Origin of the sequence: Colwellia sp. BRX8-9, assembly GCF_014077245.1 — a bacterium.
In the GTDB taxonomy this organism is placed as follows: Bacteria; Pseudomonadota; Gammaproteobacteria; order Enterobacterales; family Alteromonadaceae; genus Colwellia_A.
On record NZ_JACGVN010000010.1, the window covers coordinates 118,969 to 141,533 of the forward strand.

24 protein-coding genes are annotated in these 22,565 nt (G+C 38.8%); 7 read left to right on the top strand and 17 right to left on the bottom strand.

Annotated elements, in window-relative coordinates; genetic code table 11:
- Nucleotides 1–54: 54 nt before the first annotated feature.
- The 4 genes from H4J70_RS10460 to H4J70_RS10475 form a co-directional block, all read right to left on the bottom strand.
- Nucleotides 55–660: an HAD family hydrolase gene (locus H4J70_RS10460; RefSeq protein ID WP_182221310.1), complete on the bottom strand. Its 606-nt coding sequence runs from the start codon at nt 658–660 to the stop codon at nt 55–57.
- A gap of 237 nt (nt 661–897) precedes the next feature.
- The gene (locus H4J70_RS10465; protein WP_182251090.1) at nt 898–2,607 is read right to left on the bottom strand and encodes a GMC family oxidoreductase; all 1,710 of its coding nucleotides are present in this window, start codon (nt 2,605–2,607) and stop codon (nt 898–900) included.
- Entirely contained in the window at nt 2,604–3,323 is a 720-nt protein-coding gene (locus H4J70_RS10470; RefSeq protein ID WP_182214440.1) for a gluconate 2-dehydrogenase subunit 3 family protein, read from the bottom strand. The genes H4J70_RS10465 and H4J70_RS10470 overlap by 4 nt, the downstream gene beginning before the upstream one ends.
- A 4-nt stretch (nt 3,324–3,327) precedes the next feature.
- Nucleotides 3,328–3,825: a thioredoxin family protein gene (locus tag H4J70_RS10475; protein ID WP_182251091.1), complete on the bottom strand. Its 498-nt coding sequence runs from the start codon at nt 3,823–3,825 to the stop codon at nt 3,328–3,330.
- A 154-nt stretch (nt 3,826–3,979) separates the two neighbouring features.
- Here H4J70_RS10475 and rph point away from each other — a divergent pair, with 154 nt between their 5' ends.
- A complete protein-coding gene (gene rph, locus H4J70_RS10480) occupies nt 3,980–4,693 on the top strand; it encodes a ribonuclease PH (protein WP_070375502.1) in 714 nt (237 codons plus the stop codon).
- A 26-nt stretch (nt 4,694–4,719) separates the two neighbouring features.
- The gene (gene pyrE, locus H4J70_RS10485) at nt 4,720–5,373 is read left to right on the top strand and encodes an orotate phosphoribosyltransferase (RefSeq protein ID WP_182214442.1); all 654 of its coding nucleotides are present in this window, start codon (nt 4,720–4,722) and stop codon (nt 5,371–5,373) included.
- 123 nt (nt 5,374–5,496) lie between these two features.
- On the opposite strand, the gene H4J70_RS10490 is transcribed toward pyrE, so the two are convergent.
- The 3 genes from H4J70_RS10490 to bioH all read right to left on the bottom strand — a co-directional run bounded on the left by H4J70_RS10490 (nt 5,497) and on the right by bioH (nt 7,780).
- Nucleotides 5,497–6,480 (bottom strand): putative metalloprotease CJM1_0395 family protein, encoded by a 984-nt coding sequence (locus tag H4J70_RS10490; protein ID WP_182251092.1) that lies wholly within the window; start codon nt 6,478–6,480, stop codon nt 5,497–5,499.
- A gap of 3 nt (nt 6,481–6,483) precedes the next feature.
- Nucleotides 6,484–6,798, bottom strand: coding sequence for a hypothetical protein (locus tag H4J70_RS10495; protein ID WP_182214446.1), 315 nt, complete (start codon nt 6,796–6,798; stop codon nt 6,484–6,486).
- 181 nt (nt 6,799–6,979) lie between these two features.
- A complete protein-coding gene (gene bioH / locus H4J70_RS10500; protein ID WP_220465887.1) occupies nt 6,980–7,780 on the bottom strand; it encodes a pimeloyl-ACP methyl ester esterase BioH in 801 nt (266 codons plus the stop codon).
- A gap of 68 nt (nt 7,781–7,848) precedes the next feature.
- Between bioH and H4J70_RS10505 the strand changes: the two genes are divergently transcribed.
- The gene (locus tag H4J70_RS10505) at nt 7,849–8,655 is read left to right on the top strand and encodes a ComF family protein (protein ID WP_182214447.1); all 807 of its coding nucleotides are present in this window, start codon (nt 7,849–7,851) and stop codon (nt 8,653–8,655) included.
- A gap of 61 nt (nt 8,656–8,716) precedes the next feature.
- Here the strand turns inward: H4J70_RS10505 and H4J70_RS10510 are convergent, their stop codons facing one another.
- On the bottom strand, nt 8,717–11,293 hold the full coding sequence (locus tag H4J70_RS10510; RefSeq protein WP_182251093.1) for a M14 family zinc carboxypeptidase: 2,577 nt from the start codon (nt 11,291–11,293) through the stop codon (nt 8,717–8,719).
- 244 nt (nt 11,294–11,537) lie between these two features.
- Between H4J70_RS10510 and nfuA the strand changes: the two genes are divergently transcribed.
- Nucleotides 11,538–12,116 carry a Fe-S biogenesis protein NfuA gene (nfuA, locus tag H4J70_RS10515; RefSeq protein WP_070375496.1) on the top strand — a complete coding sequence of 193 codons (579 nt, stop codon included), beginning with the start codon at nt 11,538–11,540 and terminating at the stop codon, nt 12,114–12,116.
- Between the two features lie 58 nt (nt 12,117–12,174).
- Nucleotides 12,175–12,429 carry a hypothetical protein gene (locus tag H4J70_RS10520; RefSeq protein WP_182242177.1) on the top strand — a complete coding sequence of 85 codons (255 nt, stop codon included), beginning with the start codon at nt 12,175–12,177 and terminating at the stop codon, nt 12,427–12,429.
- On the opposite strand, the gene H4J70_RS10525 is transcribed toward H4J70_RS10520, so the two are convergent.
- Nucleotides 12,419–13,786, bottom strand: a complete 1,368-nt coding sequence (locus H4J70_RS10525) for an MATE family efflux transporter (protein WP_310740334.1) — start codon at nt 13,784–13,786, stop codon at nt 12,419–12,421. The genes H4J70_RS10520 and H4J70_RS10525 overlap by 11 nt on opposite strands.
- Before the next feature lie 93 nt (nt 13,787–13,879).
- On the opposite strand from H4J70_RS10525, the gene H4J70_RS10530 reads away from it, so the two are divergent.
- Nucleotides 13,880–14,929 (top strand): polysaccharide deacetylase family protein, encoded by a 1,050-nt coding sequence (locus tag H4J70_RS10530; protein WP_182251094.1) that lies wholly within the window; start codon nt 13,880–13,882, stop codon nt 14,927–14,929.
- 58 nt (nt 14,930–14,987) lie between these two features.
- On the opposite strand, the gene H4J70_RS10535 is transcribed toward H4J70_RS10530, so the two are convergent.
- From H4J70_RS10535 to H4J70_RS10555, 5 genes are all read right to left on the bottom strand, one after another.
- Nucleotides 14,988–15,629 (bottom strand): SCO family protein, encoded by a 642-nt coding sequence (locus H4J70_RS10535; RefSeq protein WP_182214454.1) that lies wholly within the window; start codon nt 15,627–15,629, stop codon nt 14,988–14,990.
- Nucleotides 15,630–15,804: 175 nt separating this feature from the next.
- A complete protein-coding gene (gene cyoE / locus H4J70_RS10540; protein WP_182214456.1) occupies nt 15,805–16,749 on the bottom strand; it encodes a heme o synthase in 945 nt (314 codons plus the stop codon).
- Nucleotides 16,750–16,758: 9 nt separating this feature from the next.
- On the bottom strand, nt 16,759–17,766 hold the full coding sequence (locus H4J70_RS10545) for a heme A synthase (RefSeq protein WP_182221318.1): 1,008 nt from the start codon (nt 17,764–17,766) through the stop codon (nt 16,759–16,761).
- Nucleotide 17,767: 1 nt separating this feature from the next.
- A complete protein-coding gene (locus H4J70_RS10550; RefSeq protein ID WP_182214460.1) occupies nt 17,768–18,328 on the bottom strand; it encodes a hypothetical protein in 561 nt (186 codons plus the stop codon).
- A 25-nt stretch (nt 18,329–18,353) separates the two neighbouring features.
- The gene (locus H4J70_RS10555) at nt 18,354–19,085 is read right to left on the bottom strand and encodes an SURF1 family protein (protein WP_182251095.1); all 732 of its coding nucleotides are present in this window, start codon (nt 19,083–19,085) and stop codon (nt 18,354–18,356) included.
- A 56-nt stretch (nt 19,086–19,141) separates the two neighbouring features.
- On the opposite strand from H4J70_RS10555, the gene H4J70_RS10560 reads away from it, so the two are divergent.
- Nucleotides 19,142–19,357, top strand: a complete 216-nt coding sequence (locus tag H4J70_RS10560; RefSeq protein ID WP_070375487.1) for a DUF2909 domain-containing protein — start codon at nt 19,142–19,144, stop codon at nt 19,355–19,357.
- 78 nt (nt 19,358–19,435) lie between these two features.
- Here the strand turns inward: H4J70_RS10560 and H4J70_RS10565 are convergent, their stop codons facing one another.
- The 3 genes from H4J70_RS10565 to ctaD are packed head-to-tail and all read right to left on the bottom strand — an operon-like array spanning nt 19,436 to nt 22,558.
- A complete protein-coding gene (locus H4J70_RS10565; protein ID WP_182214464.1) occupies nt 19,436–20,320 on the bottom strand; it encodes a cytochrome c oxidase subunit 3 in 885 nt (294 codons plus the stop codon).
- A 52-nt stretch (nt 20,321–20,372) separates the two neighbouring features.
- A complete protein-coding gene (locus tag H4J70_RS10570; RefSeq protein ID WP_182214466.1) occupies nt 20,373–20,954 on the bottom strand; it encodes a cytochrome c oxidase assembly protein in 582 nt (193 codons plus the stop codon).
- Nucleotides 20,955–20,965: 11 nt separating this feature from the next.
- Nucleotides 20,966–22,558: a cytochrome c oxidase subunit I gene (gene ctaD / locus H4J70_RS10575; RefSeq protein ID WP_182214468.1), complete on the bottom strand. Its 1,593-nt coding sequence runs from the start codon at nt 22,556–22,558 to the stop codon at nt 20,966–20,968.
- Nucleotides 22,559–22,565: the final 7 nt, after the last annotated feature.

Sequence of the window (22,565 nt, forward strand, 5' to 3'; positions counted from 1 at the left end):
GATTTAATGTGCATGAAAGTCTGCAGTAAAGAACATACACTGCAGATAATTCCATTATGCATGTTCTACAATCGATACTTGCTTAATTGTCTCGCTTAATTCATTAAGGTCGAGAACGACAACATCTGCCAAATTTTCATAGCTTGCTGTTATACCATAATTGATAAGACAAGACATGGTGTTAGCATTTCGCGCCGCTTGCAAATCATATAAATAATCACCAACATACAATAAGTTTTCAGGGGCTATCTGCCAAAGCTCAGCTAAATGTAGTAACGCATCAGGGGCTGGTTTAGCTTTGTGATCTTCTCGAGTCAGTAATATCTCAATATTGATATTATTGTTTTTTACTTTTATCGCCGCTGCTTGTCGACAATTTCTGGTAACAATCGCACAAGGTAGAGACAACTCAGCTAATAAAGTTAAAATTTGGTCGGTTCCCGCCAACTTATTTGCTGTCATAGCATCATTTATTTCATATTCTACTATCACCTCATGAGCTTCAACTTGATGATGTTCTGGTAAAGCATCAATAAAATCTAATAAATCTATGCCTTTTGGACACCCCAAGGAAGCTCTTATACTGTCAAAATCTAAAGATGAAGAGACCAAGGTGTTGTCGAGATCAAATATCACCCCTAATGGTTTATGTGCTAACAATACTGTATTACTCCTCGTTATCGGACAAACGAATTAAGTGTAATAATAACATTCGCTTTGATTAGCAATTTATTACACCAAGTTATAATTAAACTGTGCAGTAATACGTGGCTATAGCGAATTCAGATCAGACTCGTCGATTAGCCTTAGAAAATTGATGTCTCGTTAAAACCTAATCAATAAACTGTTGTGAGGGAATGCTTTTATCTCCTCACAACACCCCCCCAATGACAATGGCTAAATGATAGACTCTTGCCAACGGTGTTTAATATGCTCTGCAACTCGAAATGCATTGGCATAAATGGTAAACGTGTAGGGAACACTACCGCCTGTGGGCATAAATGAGCCATCAGTAACATATAAATTATTGACTTCATGGGCTTGACAGTATTTATTCAATACCGATGTTTTGGGGTCATTACCGAACCGGCAACCTCCTGCCATTAAGTTTGTTGGCGGGTAGCTGCTAACAGAGCTAGTAATATTTTTTGCGCCCATACTTTCCAGCAACTTCTTGCCTTTCTCCGCTAGATACTCTCCAACCACCCTATCATGTTGGTGTGCACCAATTCTTACCTTGGCGACTGCTTGCCCCCATTTATCAGTGACTTCTGGGTCTAAACTAACAAAACAATCGTCGGTGGGTAACCAGTCATTAAAGACTTCAAAACGTAAGGTTTTATAAGTGGTAAATTCTTCTTTTAAGTTTTTCTGTAATTGCTCGCCCCACACTAACTCATTTGCATCATTGAATTGTTGCCCTTGTGCACGAGCAATAGGGTTTTGATAAAAGAGAAAGTCTATGGTACCGCCTTTCGCTTGACCTTGTTGATTAGCACCAGAGAAGCTTTTATCGTCAATTTGATACCAGTCTTGTAAAGCACGATTTATAAAAGGGCCAACTTGCTTTAATTGAGCTTGCTTTTGCGTTGTTAAATCAGCAAATAAAAAGTCCCCTTTACCTGTACCTCCACCACTAAACACTAAATTCTTACCCACTTGTCCGCTATTGTTCGCAAGCCCTTGTGGGAATTTTTTCCCTTTGGAAGCCAGCAATAAACGTGATGTTTCAACCGCTTGACAAGCAACAACATAAATTTTTGCTGTGGCTTTTTGTTCTCGACCTTGTGAGTCGTAATAATGGATGGCAGATATTTTACCTTCATCATCACTCGCTATATGATAAACCTTAGCATTCGCTTTAATGGTTAAATTTCCCGTTGCCACGGCATGGTTTAACAAAGCAGCTCGACCACTACCTTTGGCACCGGTTGAACAACCATAGCTACTACAATACCCTGAATACTCGCAACTTTTTCGTCCCATGGCTGGAGTCGATAAGATGGCACGAGGTACTGGCATTGAGTGATAGCCAATATTTTTTGCTGCTTTGTCAATCCAGTCTGATACTTGATGATCAACTAATGGCGGGTATGGGAAATCGGTTGAGCGTGGTTCTTGATGAGGGTGTGAAACAACTTTCCCCGAGACACCAACATCTCGTTCTACTTGCGCATAAAAAGGTTCAAGCTCGTGGTAACTGATCGGCCAATCGACAATATTAGCGCCTTCAATATCACCAAAGGTTGACTTTAACTTAAAATCTACCGGCTTTAATCGATGAAAATAACCGCTCATAAAGTTAGATGAACCACCGACAACATTACCGTTCCAGAAGCTCCAGCCCGACTCACTTGTTGGCTCGCCTTGCCAATAGTTTTCTCCGTCAGCGGTTTGATATTCTTCTTCAATAACATGCTGTTCATCAGCCAGTTTGGGATTATAAGAATCACGTAAACTAATCGCTAATTCATCTTTGAAAAATTCTTTCTCGGTTAACCACGGACCTTTTTCCAGTATTAATACTTTAGCGCCAGCTTTCGCTAATGTATAAGCGACAGGCGAGGCCCCTGCACCACTACCAACTATGCAAATATCAAAACTCATGCTTTGTTACTTCCTTTAACTGTCGACCACTTTTTATTTGCTAATAAGTCTTTTGATTGAATAATGTTGTTGGCACTTTTGTCGCTGGTCACCGAACGTTTGGGTAACTCGAAATAACGTTGACCCGCTTCAGGTAATGGAAAGCCCGCTTGATGCTCTAGCCATTGCCAACCAGTGCCTTTTGGATTACCGCCATAAGCGGGTGGCGATAACATAGCTTCAAAAATATAACCCAGTAGATTATTGAGCCAGTTTTCGCCCGCTCTCGAGCCACTGATCCCTCGTAACATAGTTTCTTTTTCGACTTTGCTTAACTCAGTAAAGTTTTTTTGTAATTGGTTTTGTGTATAACCATTTAACCAACCGACACCTTTAAAAATAAAGTCAATTTCACTTTTTTCAGTGGGTTGCTGATAAACAACGTTATATAAATAAATAACGACTTGTAACTCTTTGGCGCTTGGACCACTACTTGATTCTGGTAAGAGATGATCAAGCACGGCATTCAAGGTTAACCAAGGCTCTGCCTGCAAAGTCTCAAACACTTTATCTTTTTCATGTTGACTGAACGCTACCGCAGGAAGTGCAGAGATTGCCGTTGCTCCCGCCGCTGATTTTAATAATTTACGACGAGAAAACTTATGTGATAACCAAGATGGTGTTTGATAATTTTTATCAAAGAAGCTGTTGATTTTATTTAATGCTGTACCTGACATTGATTTATCCTTTTGTCTCACTGCTTTGCCATTTATTAAGAAAGGCTAACCACTGCTCTTTAGAATATTGTTCACCAACGAGTAATTCGGCAGTATCTTTTGATAAAAGCATTTTACCGCTACTTGTTGATACGTACATATGAGGATAGCCTAAAACGGGTGGTAACGATTTCATAAACGCTTCATTTTCATTACTGTCACTGACGCTTATTTTTAACAAGACAAACTCACTATGGAGCTTCCGATAAACCTCAGGGTTTTCAGCCAAAAAAACATCCATTTTTTTACACCAACTGCACCAGTTGCCACCAATTTCAATTAGCACATTACGCTGAGTTTTTTGAGCTAGCTTTATTGCCGCATTCGCATCTTTAAAGGGATCACTTTTTTCATCATAGACTTTACTGTATTTAGGTAAATCATCAGCGTTAATGGCTGAGGCGGGTGTTATTAACAAAAAAGAAGCGAAAGTAACAAGCATTAACACAACAAAGCTTTTCATAAGTAGGCTCAATATAAATTAGGATATTGTAAAGTACTGCTAACTAGACCCTAATTAGATTAACTATATTTCAAATTGTTTTCACGTGATTATGTCAAATTTGTTGCTGAACGATTATAATGCGCAACAATTATTTCACCATAGGTATATTAACATGCGTCCAAGCGGCAGAACTCCAGGTCAAATACGTCCTGTAACCATTACTCGTCAATTTACTACTCATGCTGAAGGTTCAGTATTAATTGAATTTGGCGACACCAAAGTTATTTGTACTGCCTCAGTAGAAGTCGGTGTACCACGTTTTTTAAAAGGACAAGGTAAAGGTTGGATCACAGCAGAGTATGGCATGTTACCTCGCTCTACCCACACCCGTATGCGCAGAGAAGCAGCTAACGGCAAACAAAGTGGTCGTACGTTGGAAATATCTCGTTTAATCGCTCGTGCATTGCGCGCAGCTGTCGATTTGAAAGCCCTAGGTGAAAATACCATTAGCGTCGATTGCGATGTTATACAAGCTGATGGCGGTACACGTACTGCTTCCATTACCGGTGCTTGTGTCGCATTAGTCGATGCTTTAAATTATATGCGCGCTAAAGATATTATTAAAACTAATCCATTAAAGCATATGATAGCAGCAGTTTCTGTTGGTATTTATAAAGGTGAAGCCGTTTCGGATCTTGATTACCCAGAAGATTCTGCTGCCGATACCGATATGAATGTCGTTATGACAGACACAGGTAAATTGATTGAAATTCAAGGCACAGCAGAAGAAGCGCCGTTTAGTTTTGATGAAATGCACAATATGCTAGCGTTAGCAAAAGACAGTATTAACGAATTATTTGATTTACAAAAGTTAGCCCTTAGCTAAATACTCTGATTAAAGTGGGAATAAAGATGAAAGATTATCAACGTGAATTTATTGAATTTGCTCTAGCGAAAGAAGTACTTCGCTTTGGTGAATTCACTTTGAAGTCAGGCCGTACAAGTCCATACTTTTTTAATGCGGGTTTATTTAATACCGGCGGTGATTTAGCACGCTTAGGTCGTTTTTACGCACAAGCACTCGTTGATTCTACTATCGCGTTTGATTTGCTTTTCGGTCCAGCTTATAAGGGCATACCAATTGCAACCACCACTGCAGTAGCATTAGCTGATCATCACGGTATGGACATGCCTTATTGTTTTAACCGTAAGGAAGCAAAAACTCACGGTGAAGGTGGCAGCTTAGTTGGCTCTCCTTTACAAGGTAAGATAATGTTAGTGGACGACGTTATTACTGCCGGCACTGCTATTCGTGAATCAATGGAAATTATTAAGGCCCATGGCGCTCAATTGTCTGGTGTATTAATCGCTCTTGACCGCCAAGAAAAAGGCCAAGGTGAATTATCTGCTATTCAAGAAGTTGAACGTGACTTTGGTACAGAAGTTATTGCCATTGTTACCCTAGCTGACGTGGTTACTTACCTTGAAGAGAACCTTGCTTTGCAACCTGCATTAGCGACAAGTTTAGCGAGTATTAATAAATACCGTGAGAATTACGGTATTTAGCTGACAATCATTAATATCACTTTAGCTTAATGATACAAGCACAATAAAAAGCCTCATTATTTATTAATAATGAGGCTTTTTCTTTATAGCGCAATAACTTAAGAGGTTTAGGCTTAAGAGGTTTTAGGCCGTTAATTGGAAATGAAAACTGGGTTCTTTTTCATAAGCTTGAGTAATGCCAGCATAGAGGCTTTCAATTCTTAAAGCTCGCTCATCAACAGAACTATCACGGTTAGCTATAATTTCGTCCTGAGACGCTAACGTGCGATTAACTAGTGTATCAAAATCTTCTGTTTCTTGATTTTCTTCTGCTGAAAAGACATCACGAGACTTACCTTGGACTGTTACATTTTTTGCTTCACTGGTGTCTGCTGAACTAATCGCGGCCAGCTCTGTTTGCGCTTGTAAAATAGCTCGCGACGCTGAAGCTGCAACACGGGTGTCTTGAATTGATGGATCGGCAGGTGCTAGTGCGGCGGCATAGACCTTTTGCATTTTCGTTATGGTTGCTCTTGGATCGCCATTAACCGTAGAAAGGTCTACTGAAACTTCACCACCAACAGCATATTTCTTTCCGTCTGGACCCATTTCAAAAGTATATGAAGGTGAGCCCGTTGATGCGCCACCGACAGAAGCATGTGCCAATTCATGAGCACGTACTTCTTTATCTCTTAGTTGTAGCTCATTAATAATTCTTTGTTCGGTAAAAGCTTCTCGACTGTTAGGAGCCGGTTTGCCATCAGGGGAGCTTGCTGAATTTTGACCATTTTCACTATCATCTTCAATAGCATTTTCGTTTGCTAGAAAAGTCTCAGCTGCAGATTGTTGCTCTGATGAACCACTCTCGCGATTACTATCACCGCTAATCGTTTTTGTTGCTGATTCCGCTTGCTTGCGGATGCTTTCAAAATCAAAGTTTTCATTATTCTGTGCAGGGGTTCTGCCTCTTTCTCTGTCAGAAGCTACCCCTTTTTCTGCTGCAGACTGGTTTGAGGCCGCTGGTTTTGCAATAACTTCGCGGATATTATTTTCACGACGCAAGCTATCCGTTTGCGGATTAACCGCAGTAGGAATAGACAGAGTAGGCGTTTGCGGCGTGATGTTCATCGGTTATGCTCGAACGTCTAATAGCGTGCCTAAAGTTTCATCAGCTGTTTGAATAACATCGGCGGACGCTTTCGCTTGAAATTCTGCAACTTTTAAATCGACAACGGCTTTGGTAAGGTCTGGTAATTCTGCTGAACTAGCATTCTTACTAGCTGTATCTGGGCTAGGTGCATTATCAGTATTGTTTTCTTGGCCAATACCAAAATCTTCAGGACTAACAGCTAAGTTAGCCGCAATATCGGCTGCAGCTTCTGTTACATCGCCTTGCGCTTTTTGAAAGCCTTGTAGACCACTTGTTAATGCTGATTGTATTTCCATAACAAACTCCTCTATACCTATTAACAGAATAACAATGTACAAATAAGTAAATACTTAATTTACATATTTAATTTAAATACTTAGCTTAAGTAATCGGCTTAAGTACTCAATTTTTGCTATTTAACCCTGCAACATCTTTGTTCAATTATCATACAATACGACTAAAAAGTAAAGGATCGATTTATCGATAAGTACCTTCAACTAAAGGGGCTAGCCAAGTCGTTAGTGTTTCGAGAAACGCCTCCGGGTGAGAAATAAAAGGTGCATGTGATGCCTGCTCAAAAATAACAACATCACTGTTAGGTGATAATGCAGTAATAGCTGTAATTGCCTTGCGCGGCACTAAGCCGTCAAGCTTTCCGTATAACCGCAAGTAGGGTATCGATATTTGGGCGAGACTTTCGCGCTGATCAACGGTTGTCAATAATTGCAGCGACTCATCTAAAGTTGATTTGGTTGGCATTGGAAACTGCATAACGAGTTCTCGTAGCAATTTAATATCATGACGTAAATGAGGGCTGCCCATCGCCTGAACTTTTAAAAAGTTATTAATCGTCTTGGCGGTATCTTCTGCTAGTTGTCGATGAAATATCGCTAAAACATCTGGCTTAATGCCAAACCAGTTCTCTTGCTCAACAAAACAAGGCGAGCTAGCGACCGTGATTAATGCTTTCACTTGCTTTGGAAAATTTAATGCTATTTCACTGGCAATCAAACCACCTAACGACCAACCTATATATACCGCAGGTTTTGCTACAGATTGCGCTATTAATGATGCAACTTCAGCTAAAGTATAAGGAGATATTGAGTGTTCTAAATTGGCACCAAAACCAGGTAAATCGACAGTGATCACTTCAAAGTGCTCTTTTAATACCTCGACACTCGGTTGCCAAACGCCTGAGTTTAATCCCCAGCCATGAATAAAAACTAGCGGAAGTCCGCACCCTTGACTCGATATTTTTAAAGTTTCTGCCATGCTCATAATAGAGGGTATTACCGTTAATTTTTATTACACGAAGTTAACGACAGTTTACTTAAAGAAGGTATTAAATGGAATTTAACCACGTAAAATTTATTCAATATTTAAAACAAAAATCATTTAACTTTATTGATCGTTTAAAGTTGTTTACAACACAATTAAGTTGTTGTGACTTATGTGGTGGTCGCTGTCAAAGCCAAGCGCTTATTTGTGATTTTTGCTTGGCTGATTTACCACTTTTTGATTTAAAAAAATTACACGGTGATTTATTAACCTGGCCAGCGATAAATACTATATTACCTAAAAGAATTTTTGATCAGTTAATCTCAGTATCAGCTTACCAATGGCCCATAGACTTATGGGTCAGGCAACTAAAGTATCACGGCCGTTTTGAATTAGTCCCTTTACTGAGTGTTTTATTATTTAAACAATGGAAAAACGCCTTACCGTATGAAAATAAACCTTATACGCATTGTCCCCATCAACCCTTACTATTGTCCGTACCAATACACATGAAAAAATGGCAAACGCGAGGCTTTAATCAAGCGCATTTATTGGCAGAAGATTTTGCCCGCCTTGCACAAATGCCCTATTGTCCAGATGCATTGCAGCGTATTAGTCACGATAAAAGCCAAGCGGGTCAAACCGGTGTTATTCGCCGTAAAAATTTACGCCATGCCTTTAAACTGTCAAGCGAATATTTAGTCAATAAAAGCGATCAACAATCACGTTTACCTGAACACGTATTGCTCCTTGATGATGTGGTAACAACAGGCTCAACGTGTAATGAAATTTGTCGTTTATTGAAAGCTAATGGCGTTAAAAAAGTTACCGTATTAAGCCTTTGTTTATCTTTACCTAATAACAAAATTCAATAAAAGTTAACTTATACGGTGTTAGCTTTACACAATTTAAATCTTTTCATCTTTCAACAAATTATTAATGAGTAGTCGAAGCGTTAAATGCTTTAGCAAAAAATAAGCTGTTCGCTATTAGCTTTGAACTGCCTAACCAATAGCCACGAAAAGCTAAATTGTCAGTACTGGCAATCACTCGCCCATTACCATAATTATGGGCGACTATAGCTGAAGAATTTGCCACTCGATTGACCATGTTTTTATCAGCATAACCGCTCAATAATGGCCGTGCATTATATTTCGCCACTGAGATAAACGGCTTTGAACTATGTTGCAAAATTAATGTACTGTTGCGAAATAACGGTAAACGGTTATCCGTATAACCATAAGCTAACGGATGTGAGGTATCGAGTGTTGACTCAAAAATCGCGCCAGCAATACGTTTACGCCCAGCCAGTTTTTCTTTGTCTTGGTAGCGTACATTATCCGTATCAAATAACTGGTTAATTTCATTAGTAGTAACGAAGTTCATCGCCAGTAATTCATATTCTGATAAAAATTTAGCTGCTCGTTTCTGCCCAAAAATAACACCACCACTTTTTGTCCATGCCGCTATTTTATCGACATTATCTTGTCCAAGAGAATCGTATTTGCCATCAACCATAATAATATGACTATAGCCACTTAACTCAATTTTTGCTAAACGCTGCTGCTCTACAACCGTTACAGGGATTGACAGGGTATCGTCAAGATAAAATAACATCTCTGCACTCTCGTATTGAGAAACGCCTTTACCACCAAGCATTAAAACCTTTACTGGCGATAATAACCGGAAAGAGCCACTACCTATATCTATACCTTTAACGGTTAATCCCGTCGACAAGCTATTAATAGGTATATCAATTTTTTGACTACTTTGCGTGACAATATCACGCCAATTTAATTGCGTTTGTATGCCCGCAGGAATAATAATACTGCCTCGCGCAAAATCTTTATTAACCATTTTTCCATCAAGTTTAAATCGTGATGAAAACGTTTTTGTAGCAACCTTTGCTTTAATACCTTTATTAAGTAAGTCATTGAGTAATTTGGGGGCTAAAAAATGATGCCACTCAAATGCGTAGGCATACGCCTGTTGCTCAATACCACTGTTATCGGCTATATTTGTTGGCTTATCCCAAGCATTATCTGCCAGTTTTAGTCCCCAAGTACGACCAACCCGATAAAAGTCTATATCCATTGCCAGTGGCATTGTCCAACCCGAAACATCATAAAAGGTATTGTCTTCGAACTGAGTTTGCTGCGAAAACAACGCTTGAATAACTCGATACTGACGCTGGTCTAATGGCACATAGAAGCTATGTTCTTTAGCATAAACAATGCCAGCTAAACGAAAATCTTCAGTCAGCGGATAGGCCTTAATCTGATGTTGTTTTAATTTATCAAGTAGGACGTTGAGGCGATAAGAATCATGTGTTTCATGTAATAAGTAGCCACTAAAGCTTTCTTGATCAGCCAATTTTTCTGACTCTTTATAAAAGTTTTTCTGGTAACTCAATAGCTTGGTCTTATTTTTCCATGCCCCCTCAATGGTAGAAAGTGAAGTTAATACGTGATTTTGAATACCAAACTCAAAGGTTAATAAGCCATTATCACTGTTTTGTTGCATGCCTCGGCTACTCGCTTGTTCGAATAAAACACCGACTCCACCGTTAATGTCTGGGTAAGTAGAGCCTTTCCCGTAATAAAAGTCATCGAAATTTTCTTGGCTGTAATAAAGGCGATCATTTTTATCAAGTGCCTTCGCGTGATAGGTTGCTAAAAGTTGTGTCATTTCTGTATTGGCACTTGGCGTTAATGGGTGAGTACGCGTTGGAATGCCTGGCTGAAAAAAGTAACTGCCATTGGCACTCATCTCATGAAAATCGCCTAATACGTGAGGCTGGTATTGGTGAAAATACGCTAATCTATGTTGACTTTCTTTTTGTGCGAGTAATAACCAGTCACGGTTAAGATCAAAACCAAAATGGTTGGTACGACCGGTAAGCCAACCTTGGTGATGCTCGATATGATTAGGATCCGCATTAGGTGTGCTGCCGCGATGCATATTCGCCCATTGCACAAATCTATCCATGCCATCAGGGTTAATACTTGGCTCAATAACAATCAGGGTATTTTCTAGCATTTGGTTTATATCAGTGTTTTCACTTGCCGCCAAATGATATGCCACGGCCATTGCCGCATTAGCGCCACTAATTTCATCACCGTGTACACTGTAGCCAAGCCAAATGACTAACGGTGAACTGATGTCATCGGCGCTGCCCTTGGCTGATCTTTTTGCCAATATCTCACTCAAATTAGCTAAATTATCTTTAGAAGAAATCGTCAATAGCACTTGCTGGCGTAGTTCTTGGGTCTGTCCAATATCCGTCAGTGTGATCCGCTCTGAGCTGTTTGCTAATACTTTGATGTAGTTGAGGAGTTGATCATGACGAATATGTCGCTCGCCAATGCCAAAGCCTAATGAGCTTTCTGGGGTTGGAATAGCTTGATTGTAAGTGTGATCGGCTGGTAAATAGTCGGTAACTTTTGCCGCATAACTCAATGGTGAAAAAATAAAAAAACCGACCAGCACGGCTAAAAACAATCGTGGTAACATAAAATATATCCTTGAATTCAATAACAATAAAATACCAAAATCTATCGAAACACACCAGAATAACTGTCTCTTTTTATCATATTGTTATTTCAATTAACTATAATTTCACTAGCGTATGGGTAGATAACAGCGTAAAATATTAATACCTGACTAAATTAGTCAGGTATTAATATTTTCAATCTCTAAGGTCCGTGAGAAACTTTAGAGAAATTTTGGTAACAAGTGTAAGAGAGTAATAACCGTGATGATCAATATTTCCGAAACAGCACAATCGCATTTCGCTAAATTATTAGAACAACAAGCAGAAGGCACAAGTATCCGTGTATTTGTTGTTAATCCAGGTACTGCTAGTGCAGAGTGTGGCGTGTCATACTGCCCAGCTGACGCGATAGAACCTGAAGATATTGAAATGAAATTCGAACACTTCTCTGCTTATATTGACGGTGACAGTAAGCTGTACTTAGAAGATGCTGAAATAGATTTCACCACAGATCAAATGGGTTCACAATTAACCTTAAAAGCGCCAAATGCTAAATTAAGAAAAGTAAATGACGATGCGCCATTATTCGAACGTGTTGACTACTTCTTAAAAGCAGAAGTTAATCCACAGTTAGCTGGCCATGGTGGCGAGTGTACATTAATGGAAATTACTGACGACGGTTTCGCTATTCTACAATTTGGTGGTGGCTGTAATGGTTGTAGTCAAATTGATGTCACTGTAAAAGATGGCATCGAAAAACAACTTCTTGAAACAATGGCAGGCGAGATAAAAGGTGTTCGTGATATGACTGAACACGAACGTGGTGATCATTCTTACTATTAAGTTATTTGTTCGTTAACCTGACAACTATACTGACTGCTGAGTTATTCATTAATTTATAATGATAACAATACTTGAAAAATTAGGCCAAGACCCGCAAAGAAGCTTAGTGCTTTTTACTCGCGGACTTGGTCTTTTTGCTATTGGCGCTTGCTTAATTTTTATCGGTTACTATTACCATTATTATTGGCAAATCGCCGGCATTGTTTTTTTAGCTATTGGTCTGTTAACCTCTGCTTGGGGTTACAGTGGGATCTTTGCTAATCGTTTACTCAATATTTTTGATCGTCAGACAAATAAAAAAATTAAAGACTAATGGGTTGTTTTTCTATAACGCGATAATAATGCCAAGCTAAGCTTAATCCTCGAACCAGCAAAAACACACTAAATGCAGCCCATAACCCATGATTACCAAAGCCTTGTAATAGCCACCACATTGGAAAAAAGCAACCAAAGGTCGCAATTATCATGCTATTTCGCATCACTTTGGCTTTCATTAGACCGACAAAAACACCATCAAATAAATAACACCAACAGCCTAGTACCGGTAAAATAATCATCCAATGTACATATTGTTCGGTCGAGAAAACAACCTCTGGAATATCGGTTAGTAAACCAATCAAGAAATCACCTGCTATGGCAAAGAGTGCACTATAAGTGAGCGCAAAGAGTCCCGTCCAAAATAAAGCGATTTTAACGACAAAATTACGCTGTTTAAGATTCTTTTGCCCTTGTGCTTTCCCCACTAACACTTCTGCTGCATTGGCAATGCCGTCTAATCCAAATGAGATTAACAAAACAAAGTTCATTAAAATGGCATTAGTTGCAATAACATCATCGCCTAACCTAGCCCCTTGAAAAGTAATAAAGACAAAACAAATCTCTAAGCACAGTGTTCGAATAAGAATATCTCGATTAAGTTGAAAGTAATTGGTCAGCGCTGACTTCTCAAATAACTGATCTCTGATAGCTGTAAATTTTCCCACCATTTTTATTAATATACTTTTTAGGGGTTGTCGATTACCTGTCTGTTGCGCAAAAATAATATAAGCCAACCCTATAATAACACCTGAATATTCAGCGATTAACGTTGCTGACGCCACCCCTTGCACTTGCCAATCAAACACTAAGACAAACAATAGATCTAGCGACAAGTTAATTAGGTTAGTGACGATCAATATCCACATTACAGCCTTAGCTTTATGATTGCCCAACAACCATCCTAATATAACAAGATTTGATAACGCAGCAGGCAAACCCCAAATACGGATATCACAATATTGCTTAGCATAAAATTGTATTTGTTCAGATCCTCCGGCTAAACCTAAGCTCAGATCAAGATAAAAAGACTGTAACAAAATCAGTGCACCACCAATTAAGCAAGCCACTAACAAACCTCGTAGCAGAACCAATAAACTTTTTTGTGAGTTTTCTTCACCTAATGCCTGAGCGGTAAGACCTGTAGTCGACATACGTAAAAAGCCACACAACCAAGTAACAAAGGTAATAATCATTGCCCCGACTGTACTGCCACCTAGGTAATAGGCTTGGTCTAAATGTCCTAAAACAGCAGTATCAACTAAGCCTAGAAGAGGTATGGTGATATTTGAAAAGATCATCGGTAAGGCGATGAGGAATAGTTGTTTATGGTGGTTGATAGTATTAACGTTCAAAAAAGTATTCCATATAAAAATTACCTGAAAATTTACTATAAAAAGAAAGCAAAACGCGCTATTTTTATGACTGACTAAACAAGGGCTTCACTCATGAAATTTTTATTACCTGCACTATTGCTATCTTGCTTTCACTTTTCTAGCTTTGCCGCTGTAATTTTACAATATCACCATGTTAGTGACAAAACACCGGCAAGTACTAGTATTTCACCGGAACAGTTTCAAATTCATATGCAGTATTTATCTGATAACAATTTCAATGTCATCGCGCTTTCAGATTTAATGAATTCTATCAAGAAACAGCAACCTATTACTGACAAAACAGTGGCAATAACATTTGATGATGCTTATCTTGATATTCTACTCAATGGTAAGCCCATTCTCGACAAATTTAATTATCCTTTTACGATTTTTATCAACCCTGCCATTGTTGAACGTGGCTCGAGTAACTATCTTACTTGGCAACAACTTAAAACGATGGCTGGTCAAGGCGTTATTATAGCTAACCATGGCATGGAACATGACTCTATGGCCCGTATTAGTGAAGGTTTAACCGAACAGCAATGGCTAATAAAACATACTGAACTATTATTAGAGGCTGAAAGTATTATTAAAGAAAAAACCGGACAAAGTTGGCGCTATTTTGCCTACCCTTATGGTGAGTACACTCCGGCAGTACAACAATGGGTAGCACAAAACGATTTCATTGCTTTTTCACAACAATCAGGAGCCGTAGGCTTAGCGACAGATTTAACAAGCGTGCCACGTTTTCCTGCGTCAAAACCCTATGATCAAATATCTAGTCTGCGTGATAAATTAAAATCTTTACCTTTCAACATGACTTTACGTAATGAGAATGCAAGTACTATTGTCGAGTATAACCAATCAAAATCAGTGACTTTTGATGTTGTCGTTGAAGATTTTCTTCCCGCACAATTGAACTGTTATATTTCGGGTTTAGGTCGACAAAAAATAGAATGGCAAGAAGAAAATAGCTTTACCATTAATTATAGCGCGCCCTTGCCCATTGGCCGTGTTCGCTGTAACTGTACCGCGCCAAGTATTAGTGAGCCTGGACGTTATTATTGGTACTCAAAGCCTTGGTTTGTCTTAAAAGAAGGTATGCAGTGGTATCCGCTTTAACAAATATAGCGATTTAATAAACTTGTCAGCCCATAAAGTTAAGGATGACAAGTTTCCTTTATTCAGCTAATTTTACAATTTTTGCAAAATCACTGACCAGTTTCTCGCCATCAATGGTAGGTAATACACCCAAGGCTTGTCTAGGCTTAAAAATAGCCGCGATATCTCCCTGTGGATTAATTAACACTAAAGAAGCACTGTGATCGACTAAGTAACCATTATTGTCGGCTTCATCGCCTTCAGGCTCGTTAATCGCGTACATCATGCCAAGGTTACGAGCAAACGGAAATAACACACCATGGTCACCCGTAAGCGCAATAAACTCCTCATTAAAGTAAGCTATATACTGAGCTAATTTTTCTGGCGTATCTCTACTAGGATCAACAGAAACCAACAAAATTTGTGTATCTTTACTGATCGCTTTTAAATCGTCATAAACAAAGTTTAGTTCTTGTAATGTAGTCGGGCAAACATCAGGACAAGAAGTATACCCTAGAAATACCCACGACCATTTATTGGCTAATTGTTCTTTGGTAAAGGCTTGGTTATGATGATTCGTTAATTGAAACGGCTTAACTTCCCGAACCTGCTGATAATATAAAGCATGTTCGGGCTGTGGTAATACTGTCGCTTTTTGAAAGACAAAAAAACCTACTGCACCAGCAACAAGGGCGACAATGACATACAACAACTTGTTCATATTTAATTATTTCCGTTTGTCTTATCCAATAACCATTTGACTGATTAAATGGTCTACTTTTCATCTGGAAAAATAGATAAATACCCGATATAAAATTTAGTAAGTCGTTATCCTACTACTAAATATTATATCGAAGTAGCTTTGTCCTTACCCTTAACAATGATCAGATAATTGATCAGCTTGGTATCATAGGTAACAAATAATGGTCAAGTAATAGGATAATAAACAAGCCCATTAAATGTACGATTGAAAACTTAAAGGTGTCCATTGCCGTATTCTCATCGGCATTAAACTTAAGTTTCCAGGCGTAAGCAAAAAACATCAGATTCAATGTTACTGCGCCAATTAAATATAACCAATTACTCATTCCCACTAAATAAGGTAACAAGCCAACAACAAAAAGTAACACGGTATAAAGTAAAATTTGGGTTTTTGTAAAGTTTACCCCATGGGTTACCGGCAACATGGGAATATTTACTTTGGCATATTCATCTTTACGATGTATCGCTAAAGCCCAAAAATGAGGAGGTGTCCAAGTAAAAATCAATAACACTAATAACAAAGCATTAGGGTGTATTTCATTGGTCATTGCTGTCCAACCTAACAGTGGTGGTATGGCTCCAGCTAAGCCACCTATCGTGATATTTTGAGGCGTAGCACGTTTCAAATACATAGTATAAACAAAACTGTACCCCACCAAACCTGCAAAAGTAAGCCATGCCGTTAAGGGATTAACCAAGCTATATAAAATGGCAAAACCACTGACCGCTAAAAACATAGCAAACAAAGTCGCATTTCTCGGCGTTAAACGTCCCGTAGCAACGGGCCGGTTATAAGTTCGCCCCATAATACTGTCAATTCGTTCATCAACAATGTGATTTATCGCGGCGGCGGCTGATGATAAAAATCCAATACCCACCATTGAAGGAATAAGCACTTGCCATGGAATGGTACCCGGTACAGAAAGACACATACCCACTAAAGCGGTTAACACTAAGAGTGCCACTACACGAGGCTTAGTGATTTCATAATAATCTCGCCAAATAGCGGTTTTAGTCTCTATAACTTCAGGTGTAGTTGCTGGCCCGTTTGGGCTTTCTGTTGATACTGATTCGCTCATAAGTATTCCTTATAATTTCCGTCGTAAACTGTAGGTTAACGTGATCAAAGACAACATTAGACATGCTGCTACCACGTTATGACTCACCGCAACTGCTAACGGTAATGAGAACCAGATATTGCTAATACCCAATAATATTTGGCAACTAAGAATAAACGCTAAGCTAATAGCTGCATTCTTAAAAAATGCAGATTGAGATTTTCGAAATACCATTAATGCTAACCAAAAAAGATAAAGCCCAGTGACAATGGCTCCTAATCGATGAACAACATGAATCGTTACACGTGAAGCATGAGATAAATGACCAAATTCGTAACTGTCTTTTTCTGGTGGGATCAAATCAAATGAATCTTCGAAGGTCATTTGCTCTTGCCAGCCTGATTGGCAAATAGGTAATTCAGTACAAACCAAGGCAGCATAGTTTGACGATGTCCAGCCCCCTAAACCTATTTGTGCGGTTAACAGTACAATACCAATTAAGCCGTATCTGCCATATTTCTTAATGGCGAAATCACCACCTGGTACCCTAAAGTCAGCCAAGCGTAAGTATAATAAAAATAACAAACTCAAGGTTGTAAAACCACCAAGTAAATGACCCATAACGACAATCGGCATTAGTTTCATGGTTACGGTCCACATGCCCAAGGCCGCTTGGAAAATGACCACCACGAGTATCAACATCGGCAACCTTAATGGCGTACCTTGATCGCGTTGTCGGTAAGACATAAATGCTATCGCTAGAATTAATAAACCCAACGCACCAGCAAAATATCGATGGATCATTTCATTCCATGCTTTATGCGCTTCAACTTTTCTTTCTGGAAATGCTTGCTCTGCTTTAATAATTTGTTCTGCGGTTGCAGGTACATCAATTAATCCATAACAACCTGGCCAATCTGGACAACCTAAACCCGCATGCGTTAAGCGCGTATAAGCACCTAAGCTAACCACGATTAGTGCTAATAGAATACTAATTAAGACTAAGGTACGAACACGATGATTAACACGATTTTTCATCTTAACCCACCCTTGAATACTTAAGTAATTTCTTCATATCGGCTAAAATTTCTTTACCAAACATTGCTTGAGCATCATCATTTGTCGGTGGTTTATGAGATAAAACCACATTACCTAAAGGGTCAACAACTAAGACTTTGGTATCTGATAAAAAGTCATCAACTAGACTTGGAGTAGAAATGATCACCCAGCTGTTTTCAGTTAACCTTTCCGTTTGCTGAGGTGAGAGTGGATTAGGAGAAAGTGCGACGCGCTTTACTCTGGGCATTTCTCTACCCAGGGCTATGTAAGAGTTATTAACACTAAGTAACGTTTGTTCACAGTGATCATCACAATGCTGTGGCAAGCTATAAATAATTGACCAAGTTTTTTGTAAAGCGGGTTGGCTCAAGCCTAACTTTTCTAAAGTCAGTTCATTCTCAACTAAAGTGCCTTTGTTCGTCACACCATAATCAAGCCAATTTTGAGTTAAGGCGAGTTTTGCTAACACGATAGGGAGGATAAAAGCGCCCAGCACCATGACCATACTACGACGAGATTTTTTCTGTGATACATCATTCATACACTTAGACCTTATTATTTTTTTATTAGTGATTTAACGCTTGTTCACTATTTTTACCCAACTTAATTGACGCCCATATCATCAACAATAACCATGCAATCGCTAAACTGAACCATTGAAAGGCATAAGCACGATGTTTTTCAGGTGGCATAACAATTGGTTGCCAATTTTTTTCATAACCCACACTCTCTGTTTTATCTAAGTAGACGACAAAGGGCAAGAGTTGACGTGAAATTAATGTTGAAAATTTATCTAATTCTATCTGCTGAACACGCAATGGCCACTCAGCTTTAACCAAGACTTGTTCCATTAACATTATGCCTTGCTCTATTTTACGTACGTGACCTGATAGTTGATACTTTCCAGTAATAGCCTGCACATCGGGAATTTCTTGACGATTTATAGAACCTACTACCCAACCTAAATTAACTAAGACCGCCTGCTCACCACTATTAAACACTTGATAAACACGATAACCTAATTGTCCTTTATTCGTTTGGTTGTCTAATAAAAAAATAGTATTATTATCAAATTCCCCAAACATAGTGATCGGTAGATCATTAATTTCATTTTTTTCTGAGAGCACTTGAGAAAGTGACAAGGCTTGTGTTTGGCTCAATTGTGTAATGGTTGCGATGCGTTGCTCTTTTTGTAAAGCACGATCACTTTGCCATAATCCGAGTTTTACTAATCCGGAAAAAACAAGTAGGGTAAATATCAACCAAGGTAGGCGAATGTTTGATATAAAATTTTTCAAACAATTAATTCCTTAAATATGCTTAAAGCGAACATAACAACATAGGAAATTTTTAAATGGCATTTGCGATAAAAATAATTATTATTGGCTGCTTAGTCTTCATGGTATTTAGCCTGTTTCAGGCACTCTTTGTCTTAAACAAAAATGACCCAAGTAAACCGTCAATGTCAAAATTTATTGGCCGACGCGTGATGATTTCAGCCTTCATTATTATACTTATGCTAGTCGCTATTTTAACAGGCGTTATTACGCCACACCCACGACCATTCTAATCAACTCGCTTAAAAATAAAAAGTAGGTGAAGCTAGCTTCACCTACAATATTTCTTAAACGTTTATATCAGTAATTTTTTATACGATATAAACAAAAACAAACAGTATCACCCAAACCACATCAACAAAATGCCAATACCAACTTGCCGCTTCAAAAGCAAAAGCATTTGTTGGGGTAAAGTGGCCTTTTAACACCCTTAAAAATACCACAATAAGCATGACGGTACCTAAGGTAACGTGCATACCATGAAAACCGGTCAGTAAGTAGAAAGTTGAACCATAGATACCACTAGTTAAGTACAATTTCATTTCTTCTGAATAGCCGTGCATATACTCGACAACTTGCAAGAATAAAAAGACAACACCTAATAATATGGTAAAACCTAACCATATTTTCAGCATTTTACGATTATCTTTTTCTAAGGCTGAATGTGCTAAATGTGCAGTAATTGAAGACGTTAATAACAAAATAGTATTAATTAACGGTAGGCCATACCAGCCCATTTGAGTTGTTTCGGTTCCATCTGGTGTGACTAATAACGGCCAACTTGCGACAAACTCAGGCCATAAAACAGCACCAGTCATGGCATTATTATCTGCGCCGCCCAACCAAGGGACTGATAACGTGCGGGCATAAAATAAGGCACCAAAGAATGCTGCAAAAAACATCACTTCAGAAAAGATAAACCAGCTCATTCCTTGACGAAATGAGTTATCCATTTGATGGCTATACTTACCTGCCATCGATTCGTTTATAACGTTACTGAACCAACCATAGAGCATGTATATAACTAAACAAATGCCGGCAAGCAATATGTAACCGCCAATGCCACCTTCGCTACTATTTAACGTAGAAACATAGTTCCCGGCGCCAACAGCAATTAAAAACAGTGCCACTGCGCCAACAATTGGCCAATGACTTTGTGATGGTACGTAATAACTTTCATATTCTTTTGTTGTCATTATTATTCCCCTAAACAAATACTGTTACACGCTAAGTGCTCAGTATAAATTGCTACGATTCCACTTTTCCGGTCACGTCATACAAAGTGTAAGACAAAGTTAGCGTTGAAATATCTTCAGGTAATTCTGGGTCAACATAAAACTGTAACGCCATTTCTACCTCTTCATTCGCTTTTAGCGGTTGCTGCGTAAAACAAAAACATTCAATCTTTTGAAAATACGCTGCCGCTAAACCGGGCGATACTGACGGAACTGCTTGGCCAATAATATCGCGGGTGGATTCATTTTTTGCATAAAATTTAACAAGTTTCATTTCACCGGGATGAACTTTTATTTCACGGACCATAGGTTCAAACTGCCAAGGTATACCTTGGGCGGTTCGACTAATAAACTGCACCGTAACAATCCTTTTTGTGTCAATCTGCTCAACATTATAGACAGCGGCGGCAGTGGTTGACGTTTTTCCATTCAAACCAGTAATATCACAAAACACATCATATAAAGGGACAAGTGCAAAACCAAAACCAAACATACCAAAAACAATCATAACCAGCTTTTTTATCACTTGATTGTTTTTCGTTATAGCAGTGCTATCTTTGTTATTTGAATTTTGCAATTCGTCACCTTTATTCATATTTTATTAACTTAATCAATTTTTGGTGGTGTTGAAAATGTATGGTACGGAGCAGGACTTGCAACAGTCCACTCTAAACCTTCAGCGCCATCCCAAGGTTTAGCCGATGCTTTCTCTCCACCTCTAATACACTTAATGACTACCGCTAAGAATATTAGTTGCGAAAGACCAAAGGCAAAACCACCAATACTGACCCACTTGTTGAAATCAGCAAACTGCAACGCATAATCTGGGATACGACGAGGCATGCCCGCTAATCCTAAAAAGTGCATAGGGAAGAATAGTAAATTAACTGAAATCAATGAACACCAAAAATGCCATTTAGCTAAAGACTCGTTATACATATGACCTGTCCATTTTGGCAACCAGAAGTATGCACCAGCATAAATCGAGAATAATGAACCGGTAACTAATACATAATGAAAATGAGCAACAACAAAGTAGGTATCATGGTATTGGAAATCAACAGGTGTTAATGCCAACATCAAACCAGAGAATCCGCCGATAGTAAATAAGATGACAAACGCGATAGAAAATAGCATCGGCGTTTCAAAGCTCATTGAACCACGCCACATAGTTGCGACCCAGTTGAACACTTTAACACCCGTAGGTACGGCAATTAACATGGTGCAATACATGAAGAACAGTTCACCAAATAACGGCATACCTGTCGTGAACATGTGATGCGCCCAAACAATAAATGACAACACAGCAATCGATGCCGTTGCATAAACCATTGAGCTGTAGCCAAATAACTTCTTACGAGCAAACGCTGGGATAATTGTCGAAACAATACCAAAAGCAGGTAAAATCATGATGTAAACTTCAGGATGCCCGAAGAACCAGAAAAGATGCTGGAACAATACCGGATCACCGCCACCAGCGGCATCAAAGAAACTCGTACCAAAATAAGTGTCGGTTAACAACATAGTTACCACACCTGCGAGCACGGGCATCACCGCAATCAATAAGTACGCGGTAATAAAAAATGTCCAAACAAACAATGGCATTTTCATGTAAGTCATACCAGGCGCACGCATATTCATAATAGTAACAACAATATTAATTGCGCCCATTATTGATGAGATACCCATAATATGAACAGCAAAAACAAAAAATGCCGTACTACCATTTGAATAGGTTGTAGAAAGTGGTGCGTAGAATGTCCAACCAAAGTTAGGCGCACCTGACTCCATAAAGAATGTAGACAAAAGAATCCCAAAAGCAAAAGGTAGAATCCAGAAGCTCCAGTTATTCATACGTGGTAAGGCCATATCTGGAGCACCAATCATCATAGGTATCATCCAGTTAGCAAACCCGGTAAAGGCCGGCATAATTGCACCAAATACCATGATCAAACCATGTACGGTTGTTAGCTGATTGAAAAAATCAGGCTCCACTATTTGTAAACCGGGTTGGAATAACTCGGCTCGAATAACCATGGCTAAAGCGCCGCCGGTTAATAGCATAATAAAAGCAAACCATAGATATAACGTACCTATATCTTTATGGTTTGTCGTGTACAACCAACGTTTGATGCCTTTCATTTTATGGTCATCATGATGATCGTCGTGCGATTCTTGTTCTATAACGTCTGTAGTCATTTTATAT